Origin of the sequence: Halomonas binhaiensis, assembly GCF_008329985.2 — a bacterium.
Lineage (GTDB): Bacteria > Pseudomonadota > Gammaproteobacteria > Pseudomonadales > Halomonadaceae > Halomonas > Halomonas binhaiensis.
Genome location: NZ_CP038437.2, coordinates 335,994 through 349,819 on the forward strand (window position 1 = coordinate 335,994; position 13,826 = coordinate 349,819).

At 58.5% G+C, this 13,826-nt stretch carries 10 protein-coding genes; 7 read left to right on the forward strand and 3 right to left on the reverse strand.

Annotated elements, in window-relative coordinates; all coding sequences use genetic code 11:
* Positions 1–35: 35 nt before the first annotated feature.
* The 4 genes from kdpB to E4T21_RS01430 all read left to right on the forward strand — a co-directional run bounded on the left by kdpB (position 36) and on the right by E4T21_RS01430 (position 6,228).
* Positions 36–2,075 (forward strand): potassium-transporting ATPase subunit KdpB, encoded by a 2,040-nt coding sequence (kdpB, locus tag E4T21_RS01415; protein ID WP_338036110.1) that lies wholly within the window; start codon positions 36–38, stop codon positions 2,073–2,075.
* A 58-nt stretch (positions 2,076–2,133) separates the two neighbouring features.
* Positions 2,134–2,709: a potassium-transporting ATPase subunit KdpC gene (gene kdpC, locus E4T21_RS01420; RefSeq protein ID WP_187775081.1), complete on the forward strand. Its 576-nt coding sequence runs from the start codon at positions 2,134–2,136 to the stop codon at positions 2,707–2,709.
* 80 nt (positions 2,710–2,789) lie between these two features.
* On the forward strand, positions 2,790–5,525 hold the full coding sequence (locus tag E4T21_RS01425; RefSeq protein WP_149282859.1) for a sensor histidine kinase: 2,736 nt from the start codon (positions 2,790–2,792) through the stop codon (positions 5,523–5,525).
* Positions 5,515–6,228, forward strand: a complete 714-nt coding sequence (locus tag E4T21_RS01430) for a response regulator (RefSeq protein WP_149282861.1) — start codon at positions 5,515–5,517, stop codon at positions 6,226–6,228. Before E4T21_RS01425 ends, E4T21_RS01430 begins: the two co-directional genes overlap by 11 nt.
* 12 nt (positions 6,229–6,240) lie before the next feature.
* Here the strand turns inward: E4T21_RS01430 and E4T21_RS01435 are convergent, their stop codons facing one another.
* Positions 6,241–7,419, reverse strand: a complete 1,179-nt coding sequence (locus E4T21_RS01435) for an MFS transporter (protein WP_149282863.1) — start codon at positions 7,417–7,419, stop codon at positions 6,241–6,243.
* 184 nt (positions 7,420–7,603) lie between these two features.
* On the opposite strand from E4T21_RS01435, the gene E4T21_RS01440 reads away from it, so the two are divergent.
* Positions 7,604–8,998: an aminotransferase-like domain-containing protein gene (locus E4T21_RS01440; protein ID WP_205423440.1), complete on the forward strand. Its 1,395-nt coding sequence runs from the start codon at positions 7,604–7,606 to the stop codon at positions 8,996–8,998.
* Between the two features lie 32 nt (positions 8,999–9,030).
* Here the strand turns inward: E4T21_RS01440 and E4T21_RS01445 are convergent, their stop codons facing one another.
* Positions 9,031–9,927 carry a transglutaminase family protein gene (locus E4T21_RS01445; RefSeq protein ID WP_149282867.1) on the reverse strand — a complete coding sequence of 299 codons (897 nt, stop codon included), beginning with the start codon at positions 9,925–9,927 and terminating at the stop codon, positions 9,031–9,033.
* Positions 9,928–10,302: 375 nt separating this feature from the next.
* Between E4T21_RS01445 and E4T21_RS01450 the strand changes: the two genes are divergently transcribed.
* Both E4T21_RS01450 and E4T21_RS01455 read left to right on the forward strand, forming a co-directional pair.
* Entirely contained in the window at positions 10,303–11,820 is a 1,518-nt protein-coding gene (locus tag E4T21_RS01450) for a circularly permuted type 2 ATP-grasp protein (RefSeq protein WP_149282869.1), read from the forward strand.
* 2 nt (positions 11,821–11,822) lie between these two features.
* Complete coding sequence (locus E4T21_RS01455) at positions 11,823–12,791, forward strand: alpha-E domain-containing protein (RefSeq protein ID WP_240349253.1); 969 nt, start codon at positions 11,823–11,825, stop codon at positions 12,789–12,791.
* Here the strand turns inward: E4T21_RS01455 and E4T21_RS01460 are convergent.
* Positions 12,751–13,806, reverse strand: coding sequence for an alpha/beta hydrolase (locus E4T21_RS01460; protein WP_149282871.1), 1,056 nt, complete (start codon positions 13,804–13,806; stop codon positions 12,751–12,753). The genes E4T21_RS01455 and E4T21_RS01460 overlap by 41 nt on opposite strands.
* Between the last annotated feature and the right edge of the window lie 20 nt (positions 13,807–13,826).

Sequence of the window (13,826 nt, forward strand, 5' to 3'; positions counted from 1 at the left end):
GCCTTTTGAAGTCTATTGCTGAGGAGTGGAAAGACATGTCCTTATCCAGTCATACGAGCCAGGCACCACAACATGACACCATGAGGTTGCATGGCCGTGAGCTGATGGTGGAATCCCTGCGCCGGTTCAGCCCCCGGGCCCTGGCACGCAATCCGGTCATGGCCGTGGTCGTGGTAGGCACCCTGGTATGTGCGCTTTACACCGGCCTGGCTCTGGTTCGAGGTACCAGTGTCTGGTTTTCCTTGTCGGTGACCTTGATCCTGTGGGCCACTGTGCTGTTTGCCAATGGCGCAGAAGCCCTGGCGGAGTCTCGAGGCAAGGCCCATGCGGGAAGCCTCAGGGCCACCAAGGGACAACTGAAGGCGCGCAGGCTCGACAAGGGAGGCCGGGAATACCTCGTTCCTGCCGACGACCTGCGTCGAGGCGATCAGGTCCGGGTGCGTGCTGGCGAGCTGATTCCCGCCGATGGCGAGATCATCGAGGGCGCGGGCTCGATCAACGAGTCGGCGGTCACTGGTGAGTCGGCTCCCGTATTGCGAGAGGCCGGCACTGACAGCAGCGGGGTCAATGCCGGTACCAAGCTGCTCTCCGATGAGCTGGTCATTGAAGTCAGTGCTGACCCGGGCGAGTCCTTGCTTGATCGCATGATTGCACTGGTGGAAGGCGCCAGTCGGCAGAAAACACCCAGTGAGCTGGCGCTGTCTGTGTTGCTGTCCACGCTGACCCTGATGTTCCTGATCGTGGTGGTCACGCTGGTGCCGATGGCCGAGTTCATTGGCGTCACGCCGTCGCCGGTGATGCTGGTGGCGTTGCTGGTGTGTCTGATTCCAACCACTATCGGTGGCCTGCTGCCGGCAATTGGCATCGCCGGCATGGAACGAGCGATGCGTGCCAACCTGATCGCCAAGTCTGGCAAGGCAGTGGAGATTGCCGGCAGCATCGATACGCTGCTGTTGGACAAGACCGGTACCATTACCCTGGGGGATCGCAAGGCCACGGAGTTCTCTCCCTGTGGCGGTGTTGCCGTGGCACACCTGCGTGATGTGGCTTATCAATGTTCCGTGGACGACCCCACCCCGGAAGGACGTTCCATTGTCAGTCTTGCTCGGGACCAGGGCACCCAGGCGACCTTGTCTACCGGGGCCGATTTTCTGCCGTTCTCGGCATCGACTCGGCTGTCGGGTGTGGATCTGGCCGATGGCATCCGGCTGCGCAAGGGGGCACCCAATGCCATTGCGGCTTTTGTCGAGGATAACGGTGGCCGACTGCCTGATGATTATATGCGCCTGGTCGAGCGTATTTCCCGCGATGGTGCCACGCCATTGGCGGTTGCCGAGGAAGACCGGCTGCTTGGGGTGATCGCACTGTCCGATGTGATCAAGGCCGGCATTGCCGAGCGCTTCGTCCAGTTGCGTGAGATGGGCGTCAAGACGGTGATGGTGACAGGTGACAACCCCCTTACCGCTGCAACCATCGCGGCTGAAGCGGGTGTCGATGACTATATTGCCGAGGCCACGCCGGAGCGCAAGCTGGAAGTCATCCGCGAAGAGCAGGCCAAGGGGCGTCTGGTGGCGATGATGGGCGATGGTACCAATGATGCCCCGGCGCTTGCTCAGGCCGACCTGGGACTGGCGATGAATTCCGGTACCCAGGCAGCCCGGGAAGCGGGCAACATGGTGGATCTCGATTCCGATCCCGGCAAGTTGCTGGCAGCGGTGGAGATCGGCAAGCAGTTGCTGATCACCAGGGGCGCCTTGACGACGTTCTCCCTGGCCAACGATGTGGCCAAGTATTTCGCTATCCTGCCGGCCATTTTCGCGGCCAGCATCCCCGCGCTGGGAGCCCTGGATATCCTCGGCCTGCATTCGCCGGAGTCCGCTGTGCTGGCGGCGGTGGTCTTCAACGCTCTGGTGATTCCGGCACTGATTCCCTTCGCGCTTCGTGGGGTGCGCTTCAAGGCTTCCTCGGCGACACAACTATTACGACGCAACCTGTTGATTTACGGCTTGGGCGGTGTGCTGCTGCCGTTTCCTGCGATCAAATTGCTGGATCTGATCATCGCTGCGTTTCTGTGAGGCTCTGGTTCGTGAATTGGGCTTGCGATGCAAGGATATGGAGAATAGGAGCCATGTCATGACAACGTTTTCTATGTCACGTACTTCCTGGTGGGTATCACTGCGTCTGGTCGTGGTGCTGGCACTATTGCTGGGACTGATTTATCCCTTGGCGGTCACTCTTGTCGGAGGGGCGCTCTTTCCCCACCAGGCAACGGGTTCGCTGCTATACGACCGTGAGGGGAAAGTGGTAGGTTCGGCCCTGGTTGGCCAGGGTTTCCAGGAAGCAAGATATTTCCATGGACGGCCATCGGCGGCGGACTATGCTGCTGATGGAGTGTCAGGCTCGAACCTGGCACCGAGCAACCCGCAACTGCGTCAGCGAGCCCTGGACGAGGCGCAGCGGCTGCAGACTCGGGACGGCCTGGTGGCCGGGCAGATTCCGGTGGATCTGCTGGCGGCTTCCGGTTCGGGAATCGATCCGCATATTTCTCTCGAGGCAGCTCAGGCGCAGCGCGCACGAGTGGCGCAGCAGCGAGGTTTGAGCGAGTCTGAAGTCGATAGCATGATCAGTGCAGCCATCGATGATGGTGGTTGGCTCGGTAAGCCACTGGTCAATGTGTTGAGGTTGAATTTGGCGCTCGATGCCCGTTAGGGAAACACTGCATAAATGCCTGCGCGGTGCTCATGCGGCATTCTCCGACGCGTCAGAAAATCTCTGTTCAAGGAAGCAGGATGAAGAAACCGGGAAGTCAGGAAGTGCCTCGCCCTGATCCTGATGCCTTGCTCAAGTCCGCGCGCCGTGAGGCGCGCGGCTGTTTGCGTATCTTTCTTGGCGCCGCTCCGGGGGTCGGCAAGACCTATGGCATGTTGCGCACAGCCCAGGAGCGCTGTGCGCAGGGTGATGAAATCGTCATCGGCGTGATCGAGTCTCACGGGAGGGTAGAGACCGAACAACTGTGCGAGGGCATCGAGCGGCTGGCTCTGGCCGAGCGGATGTATCGTGGGCGCAGTTTCCATGAGTTCGATCTGGATGCCGCCCTGGCTCGGGCCCCGGATATCATCCTGGTCGACGAACTGGCCCATCGTAATATCCCTGGCAGCCGCCACCCGCGGCGCTACCAGGATATCGAGGACTTGCTCGATGCGGGTATCGATGTGTGGACCACGCTCAATGTCCAGCATATCGAAAGCCTCAACGATATCGTCGCCCGGGTCACGGGTATCCGCATGCGAGAGACGATACCGGACTCCTTGATCAGTCGGGCCCGGGACATCACCTTGATCGACCTGACCCCTGATGAACTGATCCAGCGTCTCCAGCAAGGCAAGGTGTATGTTCCTGAGCAGGCCAGGGCGGCGCTGGACAGCTTCTTCAGTGAAGCGAACCTGACTGCCTTGCGTGAGCTGGCCATGCAGACCATGGCCGAGCGGGTGGACGCGGATGTGCGTGACTCCATGGGAGTGCGCGGTGTGGAGGGGCCCTGGCCAGTACGGCCGAAGGTCCTCGTTGCCCTTAGCGGGCGCCCGGAAGATACCAGCCTGATTCGTGCAGCACATCGCATGGCGGAACGACAACATGCCTCCTGGCGGGCAGTGCATGTCGATACAGGCCTCGATACACCAGCGATACATCTGGAGCTGGAGCGCTCCAGCCAACTGGTCGAGAGATTGGGTGGCGAGGTTGTCATCCTGGCCGGCCAGAGCCGCCTGATGGAACTTCTCGATTACGCTCGGCGTAACAACATCACTACTCTGGTCATCGGACGTGCGGTGTCTCGACCATGGCGTTTCTGGCACCGCTCCCTGGGCAGCAAATTGCTCAAGGTCGCGCGGGACTTCGACCTGGTCATCGTCTCCGAAAGCGGGAGGTGCAAGCAGAGCAAGCCCTTTACGTTGTTTGAACGTTCATGGCTTTCCCTTAGCCGGCGCGAATACTGGGTACCGTTGGCCGTGTTGCCGGCAACACTGGCAATTGCGCTGGGCATTGATCGGGTGATGGAACTGGCCAATGTTTCCCTGGTGTTTCTCACGGGTGTGCTGGTGGTGGCCGCCTTTAGCGGAACTCGGGCGGCCATGCTGTGCGCTGGACTGAGCTTCCTGGCCTACAATTTCCTCTTCACTGAACCACGCTACACCCTGTTCATGGACCACCGCCATCAACTGCTTTCGGTGGTGTTCTTTCTTGCCGTGGCCATGATAGGAGGGCAGTTGGCCGGTCATGCCCGGCGCCAACTCATTGCGCTGCGTGAGAGCCGCGACCAGACCCAGAAGCTGTTGCAGTTTTCCCGTGCCTTGTCGGTGGCGGCCGATCATTCTGGTGTGCGGCAGGTCGGTGTCGCCACGCTGGCCGATTGGCTGCAGGTACCTACGGTGTATCTCGAAAGTACGGCAGAGGATGATGAACTGCATTTGAGCGAGTCCCGCCCCGGTGTATTGAATTTGGATGCTACGGCCCGCCAGGCGGCGATGTGGACCTATTATCATCAGCGCCCCAGCGGATATGGCTCTGATACGCTGTCATCTCAGCGCTGGCGCTTCATTCCACTGGTCGACAAGGATGTTGTGCTGGGTGTCGTCGGGCTGGCCCTGGCCGATCGCCAGGCACCATTGGTCTACGAGCAGGAAATGCTCATCGATACGCTGCTCAATCAACTGACGACGGCGCTGGCGCGTACTCGCATGGTCAGCGACTTGAGTGCGGCGAGGATGGCGGAAGAGAACGAGCGCCTGCGTTCAGCGTTGCTGTCTTCGGTGTCTCATGACTTACGTACGCCACTGGCATCGATCATCGGTGCGGCCAGCTCCCTGCGCGATCTGGATGAGCAGTTGTCCAGCGAGGACAAGCGTGAGCTTCTCGATGGTGTACTGGGTGAAAGCGAACGCCTCAACCGATATATCCAGAACCTGTTGGATATGACTCGCCTTGGCCATGGTGCGATGAAGATCGAGCGGGATTGGGTAACGTTGCCTGACCTGGTCAATTCGGCGCTCAAACGCCTCGGTGCGCCTCTGGCCAAGCTGCATGTCACGCGCCATTGGGCGGTGGACCTGCCACTCTTGTATGTGCATCCTGCGCTGATCGAACAGGCGCTGGTCAATATCATAGAAAATGCGGCGCGCTATTCGAAACCCAGTGACGACATTTCGAAACCCGGTGATGACATTCGCATCGTTGCCGAGCAGAAAGGCAGCGACATGGTGATTTGTATCTGTGACCAGGGGCCGGGTATCCCCGAGGAGATGCGTGAGCGGGTATTCGACATGTTCTTCAGTGGAGGAGAAGGCGACCGTGGTCGCCATGGCAGTGGCCTGGGACTGGCAATATGCCGCGGGATGATAGGAGCCCATGGGGGCTCGATCAGGGCTGAAGGCAACCCGACCGGAGTCGGTACCTGTATCATCATTCACCTACCCTTGGAGGATTCTCCACCGGGACCACAGGAGAGCGAGGCAGCGGATGAGTGTTGATCAAAATCGTGTCCTTGTCGTCGATGATGAGCTGCAGATTCGCCGTTTTCTGCGTATCAGCCTCAGCTCCCAGGGCTTCGACGTCATTGAAGCTGAAAACGGTGAGCAAGCCTTGCTGAGGGCGTTGAACGACAAGCCCGATGTGGTGCTGCTCGACCTTGGGCTGCCTGACGTGGACGGCCACGATGTATTGTGTGCCATCCGCGCCCAGAGTGATGTCCCGGTGATGGTCGTGTCGGTGAGAGCATCGGAGGATGAAAAGGTCATGGCCCTGGATGCTGGAGCCAATGATTATGTGACCAAACCCTTCGGTATCCAGGAACTGCTGGCCAGGGTGCGCGCGGTGTTGCGTTATCGTCGCCAGACCAGTGGTGTTGCCAAGGTTCGGCGCTTGCAGGCGGGGGATCTGGTCATTGACCTGGATGATCGGCGTATCACCCTGTCCGGGAAAGCTGTGAAGCTGACACCCAAGGAGTACTCCGTACTGGCGTTGTTGGCCGAGTTTCCTGGGCGCGTGGTCACCCAGGCCCAGATACTCAAGGATATCTGGGGCCCCGTGCATCAGCATGACACCCATTACCTGCGTATCGTCATCAGCCGTTTGCGCCAGAAGCTGGGGGATAGTTCCGAGCAGTCGGAACTGATCCAGACAGAGTCCGGCGTTGGCTATCGACTGATGGCGGCCGAGGTCGAGGACACTTGAGGCGTGGCCGGTTCAGTCCTGGCGCACGGATGCCTCTCCGGTTTGCCTGTTCGGCATGTGGCTCAGGCGCAGTATCCAACTGACAGCCATGACGCCGGCCAGCAGGATGGCTCCGAACAACTTGAAAGCTGTGTCGTGCCCGAAGTGATCGATCAAGGCGCCGGTAAAGACCACCGGCAGGCTGAAGCCGATATAGGCCATCAGGAAAAATCCTGCACTGGCCCGTGAATGTTGCTCTTCCCCTGCCTTGGCCAATACACCGCTCATGCCGCCGAGGTAGATGAAACCATAGCAGGCGCTGCTGGCCGCCACGGTACCCGTGAGCACGGTTATCAGCGAACCTTGCAGCGCTCCCCAGGCAATCAGGGCAAAGGCCAGTGGCAGTATCACCAAACCCAGTTGTGTTGATATCGCCGGGCTCAGCTTGCGCGCCCAGGGCTGGAACAATACACCGCAGCTGCAGATACCAAAGGTGGCAAAGCCCGACCAGGACGACAGGCCATGCTGGGCCAGGGTCGATGGCAGGATGGCAATCACCAGTCCCACGGTGGCCCAGGCCAGCAGGATAGCCAACCCGAATGGCAGGGTGCCTGCGGGATAGGCAGGCAGACGCAGCATCTTGATATGGTGCTGTCTCGCTGAGGTGTCGGGTACGCCAGCCACCAGCACGAGTGCCAGCGTTGCCGCAGCCAGATACAGCCATAGGCTTGGAGGTGTCAGGCTGGGCGAGTGCATGATGAACAGGCTGGTCACCGCCGCGCCCAGGCCAAAGCCAAGCGACGTGCTGGCTGTGACCCAGTTGGCTGCCACTCTCTTGTCCTGTCCCTTGAACAGCTGGAGCATGTAGGCGGGAGCTGCCGCGGAAAGCAGTGCTGCGCCGATGCCCATCAGGAAGCGGGCGGCACCCAGTGTCACCAGACCCGGCGCGATGATGGTGAGGGCCGTGGCCAGCAGGCTCAGGCACAGGGCGGTGACAATCAAAGGCCGTCGTCCCAGCTTGTCCGGCAATCCGCTCAATGCCAGCAAGACCGGCATTATGCCGACGACATAACAGGCAAAAGCGATGGTAGTCGCCCCGACACCTGCACCATCTTCTTCCGCCAGTGCATGGTAAAGAGGAGCCTGGAGATTGACCGCTGTAGTGATCATGCACAACGCAAAGGCAAGCCGAAGCGCGTTGAAACGAGACATAGGACACCTTGATAAGTAAGCAAAATGCTTTTTATGGCAGTCTCGCACGATGCTGATAAAACCTTGGATTACAGTTGGCAATCACTGTTCTGGTATTTCTGCAGTTGATATCAAGTGATCCGATATTTGGTTGAAGGAAGTATCTGATTGAAGAGCGCATTTTGCTGAAGGAAGCTTGCCATTCATGCAACTGAAGGTAGACAGATGCTCTGGACGACCTCTGGCATTACAGGTCGTGGAGGGCATGCGTGAGTGGGTCGCACTGAATGGCGCCGGTGGTGGTACCCGACTGCCATCGATCCGTAGGCTTTCGAGTGAGCTTGGCGTCAGTCGTAACGTCGCCATTGAGGCCTATGAGCACCTCATCGCCCAGGGACTGGTGCGTTCCAGGCCGGGATCGGGCTTTTTCGTTGCTGACGGTGCCTCCGATGCCTTGCTCAAGAAAGGGGCCGACGCGACCAGCCTGGAAGAGGTGACCAGTGAAATGTGGAATCTCTTTCAGGACGATGAAACCCGCCTGAAACTAGGATGCGGTTGGTTGCCCAGTGCCTATCGCGAAGGAGACGAGCTGGCGTATGCCATTCGCCAGGTCACTCGGCAAAGTCGCCCTGGCATTTTTGATTACGGCACCCCGATGGGAATGCCTCAGTTGAGAGTGCTCATACAAGAGCGCCTCAGGTTGTTGGGCATCTCGGCCGATGCCAACCAGATCATGCTGACGGGTGGGGGGAGTTATGCCCTGGACCTGGTTGCCCGGTTGATGTTGAAACCCGGCGATAGTGTATTTGTCGAATCGCCGGGCTATTACAATCTGTTCGGGCTGCTTCGACTGCATCGTGTCAATGTGATTGGTGTTCCCAGACTGAAAGATGGCCCCGATGTCGAGAGGATGGAGTATCTCCTCAAGCATCATCAGCCAAGACTGTTTTTCACCAATAGCGTGTTTCAGAACCCGACCGGTACGACGCTGGGACCAACGGTTGCTCATCGTATCCTGCAACTGGCCGAGAGCCACGACTTCCACATTGTCGAGGATGACATCTACGCAGATTTTCAGCATGACCCCACAATACGTATTGCAGCCTTGGATGGGTTGCAGCGCGTCATCTATCTCGGCAGCTTTTCCAAGACACTGTCGTGTTCACTTCGAGTGGGTTTCATTGCTGCCGAGCCGGCATTGTTGAAGCAATTGGTGGATATCAAGATGCTGACCAGCATTACAGCATCCCAGTTTGCCGAGAGGGTGGTGACGACCATGCTTCAGAATGGCACTTATCGGAAGCTGGTGGAAAGAGTCAGAGTAAAACTTTCAGGCCAGATGGCGGCGACACTCAACCTGGTCAAGGAATCCGGCTGGGAAGTCTTCGCCGAGCCGGCTGGCGGCATGTTCATCTGGGCCCGGCATCCGCATGTTGCGTCTTCGAACCAACTGGTTGCCAATGCACAGGAAGCCGGGATCAGTCTGTCTTCCGGCCACGTTTTCTATCCCCAGGGCGACAACGCTTCCTGGGTGCGTATCAATGTGGCCTATGCTCGGGATAAGCGTGCCATGGCCTTTCTGCGCCAACCTGGCACTTGATGATGTGGTTTATTCGCTTGATTACGCGCTGACTACAATCCCAGAGCAGCAACCTCATCCTCGGGAATCACGTCCACTTCCACTTCTAGCGTCTGCATGCCGCCCCCGGTGACAACCCCCTTGAGCGGGGCGACATCGGCGTAATCGCGTCCCCAACTGAGTACAGGATGCTGTTCGCTGGCCCGGGTGCCATTGGTGGGATCAAGAGCCAACCAGCCCCATTCGGGAATCAATACGGAAAACCAGGCGTGGGACGCGTCGGAGCCGATCAGCCTCGGCTGTCCAGGTGGTGGGGCAGTCTCGAGATAGCCGCTGACATAGCGTGCGGCCAGACCCACGGAACGCAAGGCTGCAATGGCCAGATGTGCGTAGTCCTGGCACACCCCGCGCTTGTGTTGAATCACCTCCAGCGAGGTGGTTTCCAGCGTGCTGAAGCTCGGGTCGTAAGTGAACTCCTCGAAGATGCGTCTGTTGAGTGCATCCGCCATTTCGACAAGATCTCGACCTGGGGTCAGGCAGGGTGCCAGCCAATCTGCCAGTGCCTGGCAGCGCCGGATAAAGGTGGAATCCTGCAGGAATGGCAGCGCACCTTGGCTTTGCGCGTAATGTTCCTGCGCCAGGCGATCACGACATTCCTCCCAGGTCATCTTTCCCACAGGGGGCTCGGGCCGTGGCAGGGTGGTGATCCAGGCGTGCATGGTCACATCAAGGGTGTCGTGGGGAGCATTGACATTGAACAGTGAGACGACATTGCCAAAAGCGTCAAGATACTGTGACTGGTACTCGGGAGTCGGCAAGACCTCCAGACGTATATCCTCGACACGCTGGTAGGAAAGCGTACGTGGTGTCAGCCGTGCCTCGTTCCTGCTCAGGGTTGCGGGCTCGGTATAACGATAGCGAGTGGTATGACGCAGGCGATAACGGGGCATGGTGAGACTCGAAGTGTCGGCGACAGAAAGCTACTGCCCCCAGAGGATGATATCAAGATCTAGCTTGGTCTCATGATGCGTTCAAGCCTTTCTTGCGCGTACCGGCATAGATGTCTCGTCATGGTGCATAAGAGGGATAGGTGCTGGTACAAAAGTCTACTTAACTGTGCGTATTCGACGCAATTGCCTTCAAAATCAAGGAATTTCTTGCAGACTGGCTCGTCGCTTGCTTGGCTAGATCTAGGCCCGGTTGCTAGTGGGCTGAATATACAAAGGAAGATGCAATCCATGTTTTTGAGCATGTGACTGTTGGGCATGTGGTTGCTGAGCATGCGGTTAATGGACATGTGATTGCGGGATAAGGAGGCATTGCCGATGAGCCGAGTCGACTGGCAGCAATATTGCTCCAACGAGTTCTACGATGAACTGATGGCGGCGCCGGGTATGCCTCGAGAAGCTGCGAGGATGCTATGTGATGTGCTGGCTGGATTTGCCCCCAGCGAGCTGGCGGAGCGCAAGACCGCCGCTGAAATTGCTATCCGCACCATGGGCATTACTTTCACAGTCTATTCCGAAGGAAGCATGATCGATCGGGCATGGCCCTTCGACATTGTTCCTCGGATCATTCCAGCTGATGAGTGGCGACGAACAGAGGCAGGTCTTGTCCAGCGTGTTGAAGCCCTCAACCTGTTTATCGACGATCTTTATCACGATCAAAAGGTCATCAAGGACGGAGTGCTTCCTGCCGAAGTCCTGGCCAAGTCGGTCAATTTTCGCCCTCAGTGCGTGGGCATCGATCCACCGCATGGTGTGTGGGCGCATATCTGCGGCTCTGACCTGGTCAGGGGAGATGATGGCACACTCTATGTGCTGGAGGACAATCTGCGCATTCCATCGGGCGTGTCCTACATGCTGGAAAACCGCAATGTGACCAAGCGTGTGCTGCCTGAACTGTTTTCCTCGGGGCGGATTCTTCCTGTGGACGATTACGTGCCACAGCTATACGACATGCTGGTCAGCATGTCGCCTCGTCATTCAGATGACCCCCAGGTAGTGGTTCTGACTCCTGGTATCTACAACTCGGCCTATTACGAGCATGCTTATCTGGCCCAGCAGATGGGTGTGCAGCTGGTGCAGGGTTCGGACCTGATGGTGGATGGCGATGATGTGGTCTATATGCGCACAGTGCGTGGATTGACCCGGGTCGATGTGATCTATCGTCGTATTGATGATGATTTCCTGGATCCTGAGGCCTTTCGGAAGGATTCTGTGCTCGGTGTGCCGGGACTGATGCGGGCCTGGCGCAGCGGTAATGTAGCCTTGGCCAATGCTCCTGGAGCGGGCGTGGCAGATGACAAGGTGGTGTATGCATTTGTCCCGGAATTGATCCGCTATTATCTGGATCAGGAGCCATTGCTTGCCAATGTGCCGAGCTACCTGTGCATGAGAGAGGAAGATCGGCGCTATGTGCTCGATCATCTCGACCAGCTGGTGGTCAAGCCTGCCAATGAGTCGGGCGGTTACGGCATGCTGATGGGACCACATGCAACCCGGGAGGAACGAGAGGCTTTTGCCGAGAGGATCAAGGCGGATCCACGCAATTACATGGCCCAGCCCATGCTCAAGCTGTCGACGACACCCACCTTGTTTGATGGTCGGCCAGAACCGCGCCATGTTGATCTGCGCCCGTTCATTCTTTCTGGACAGGGTTCTACCTATGTCACGACAGGTGGTTTGACTCGGGTGGCGCTGAACAAGGGCTCCCTGGTGGTCAATTCCTCACAGGGTGGCGGCAGCAAGGATACCTGGATTGTCGAGACGGAAATGGTCGAGACAGGAGTGGTCGAGCCAGGATTGGCTGAGACAAGGCTGACCGAGACGGGAGGGTACTGATCATGCCGATGCTTTCACGTGTAGCCGAGAACCTGTACTGGATGGCTCGTTATGTCGAACGAGCCGAAGATACGGCTCGTCTGGTCAATGTTACCAATCACCTGATGCTGGATCTGCCGCGGCGTCAGCCGTTGATGTGGTCTGCGGTCGTTGATATCACAGGGGGAAGCGAAGATTTTGCCAATCTCTATGATCAGCCCAATGATCGTAATGTGATGCAGTTCCTGTGTGCCGACCAACGCAATCCGGGCTCCATTCTGTCGGCCTTGGCTCAAGCCCGTGAGAACCTGCGTACCACCCGGGATGTGGTGCCGAGAGAAGTATGGGAAGCCACCAACCAACTGTACATGACAGCCTGTGCACAGTCTGAAGCCGGCCTGGGCCATGGACGCAGCGAACTGTTTCTCAAACAGATCATCAGTGGCTGCCAGATGATGAGGGGATTGGTGGAAGGTACCTTGAGCTATGGCACTGCACGTACCTTCATGGTGCTTGGACGTCAGATCGAGCGAGCTGACATGACAACCCGAATTCTCGATGTGCGCTCGGGCAGCCTATTGTCGCGGGGACCGGATGACATTCGTCCTTTCGAGCACCTGCAATGGATGAGTGTGCTGAAATCCCTGACGGCGTATCAGATGTATCGCCAGCACGTGCGCTTGCGGGTACGGGCCACGGATGTCCTGACCTTTCTGCTGCAGGACCAGAACCTGCCTCGCTCTGTCACGCGCAGTCTCTGGGATGCTTCCAGGGCATTGATGTCCCTGCCTCGCCATGAGCGAGCCCTGGCGGCAGTGACTCAAGTGCGTGCGGATGTGGCCGAGGCTGATGTGGGCGGGCTGGTGCGCTCACCGGAGGGGCTGCATGACTTCATCAATGACTTGCAGATTGGTCTGGGTGACCTGCACGATGCAATCCGTCGGACGTACTTTACTCCGCTGGAGGCTGCTCTGCAGATGTCGGCGGCGTAGCTTGGGTCAACACCCTGTCCAGGAAGGCAATCTGATCGCTCACGACTGCGTCCAGCAGGTTGCCTTCATAGATATCGAAATGGCCGGCATCGTAGGTACATAGTGTGGCGCGGTTGCCCAGTCGGGTGGCCGCGCGATAACCCGGTGCGATGGGCGTCACGGTGTCTCGCAGGCACAACTGCAGCAAGACTGGGCAGCGTATCCTGTGCACCCCCCTGATGGGGCGATAAAGGCCCAAGGTAAGCAGTACACGGGCCGACATGCGGTTGTCGAATGTCTCCGGTGCCAAGGCGGTGATTCCTTCCAAGGCATCATCGGTATCCAGGGCTGCCAGCTGTCCGGGTTCGGCAGCGATGGGAATATAACGCGGTTGCATGCCAACCCGGCCTCGCAGCCAGTCTTCAATGGCGACCTGGCTCAGCTTCAGGATTGATCCGGGGCCGTCGTGTTTCGACTTGGCCCATACCGACGCCATGCCATCCAGCATCGGGTTCTGTGCGATGACGGCGGCAACATCGTGGTGCTCGGCAGCCAGCGTCATCACATGCGCACTGGAGAAAGAAGTTCCCCATAGCACCAGAGGTGAGGCAGGGGACAGGTGCTGAGCAAAGGCAATGGCGGCGGCCCAATCCTTCAACTGATCACGAATGGTCAGCAACTGGCGTGGTTTTCCATTGGAGCGGCCGAAATAGCGGTAATCGAAACCGACGACTCGATAACCGGCCTGGGAAAGTCTCGTGGCATAACCGGGCAGGCCGCCATCGATGATACCGCCGAGTCCAGGGGCCATGACCAGGGTCGCAAGTGCGGAGCTATCGATAGCGTCTTCCTGGGGGGCGAATCCAGCTGGTGGAAAATGCCAACCACGACATGTCGTGCCTGCACTGGAAAAGGCGATTTCCACGGCCCCCTGCGGTAGCGGTAGCTGGGTACCATCGTCACTGTCACCCGCGCTATGGCCAACGGTTTCCGAGGTATGTGAGTGGCCTTGCTCATGTCTCTTGCTCAGATGCATGGGGCAGATGCTCAGTGGCT

Bases quoted from the DNA above. Each gene is read 5' to 3' on its own strand.
- E4T21_RS01435 (WP_149282863.1), bottom strand. From the start codon at position 7,419: ATGTCTCGTTTCAACGCGCTTCGGCTTGCCTTTGCGTTGTGCATGATC.
- kdpB (WP_338036110.1), top strand. From the start codon at position 36: ATGTCCTTATCCAGTCATACGAGCCAGGCACCACAACATGACACCATG.
- kdpC (WP_187775081.1), top strand. From the start codon at position 2,134: ATGACAACGTTTTCTATGTCACGTACTTCCTGGTGGGTATCACTGCGT.
- E4T21_RS01425 (WP_149282859.1), top strand. From the start codon at position 2,790: ATGAAGAAACCGGGAAGTCAGGAAGTGCCTCGCCCTGATCCTGATGCC.
- E4T21_RS01455 (WP_240349253.1), top strand. From the start codon at position 11,823: ATGCCGATGCTTTCACGTGTAGCCGAGAACCTGTACTGGATGGCTCGT.
- E4T21_RS01430 (WP_149282861.1), top strand. From the start codon at position 5,515: ATGAGTGTTGATCAAAATCGTGTCCTTGTCGTCGATGATGAGCTGCAG.
- E4T21_RS01450 (WP_149282869.1), top strand. From the start codon at position 10,303: ATGAGCCGAGTCGACTGGCAGCAATATTGCTCCAACGAGTTCTACGAT.
- E4T21_RS01460 (WP_149282871.1), bottom strand. From the start codon at position 13,806: ATGCATCTGAGCAAGAGACATGAGCAAGGCCACTCACATACCTCGGAA.
- E4T21_RS01445 (WP_149282867.1), bottom strand. From the start codon at position 9,927: ATGCCCCGTTATCGCCTGCGTCATACCACTCGCTATCGTTATACCGAG.
- E4T21_RS01440 (WP_205423440.1), top strand. From the start codon at position 7,604: ATGCAACTGAAGGTAGACAGATGCTCTGGACGACCTCTGGCATTACAG.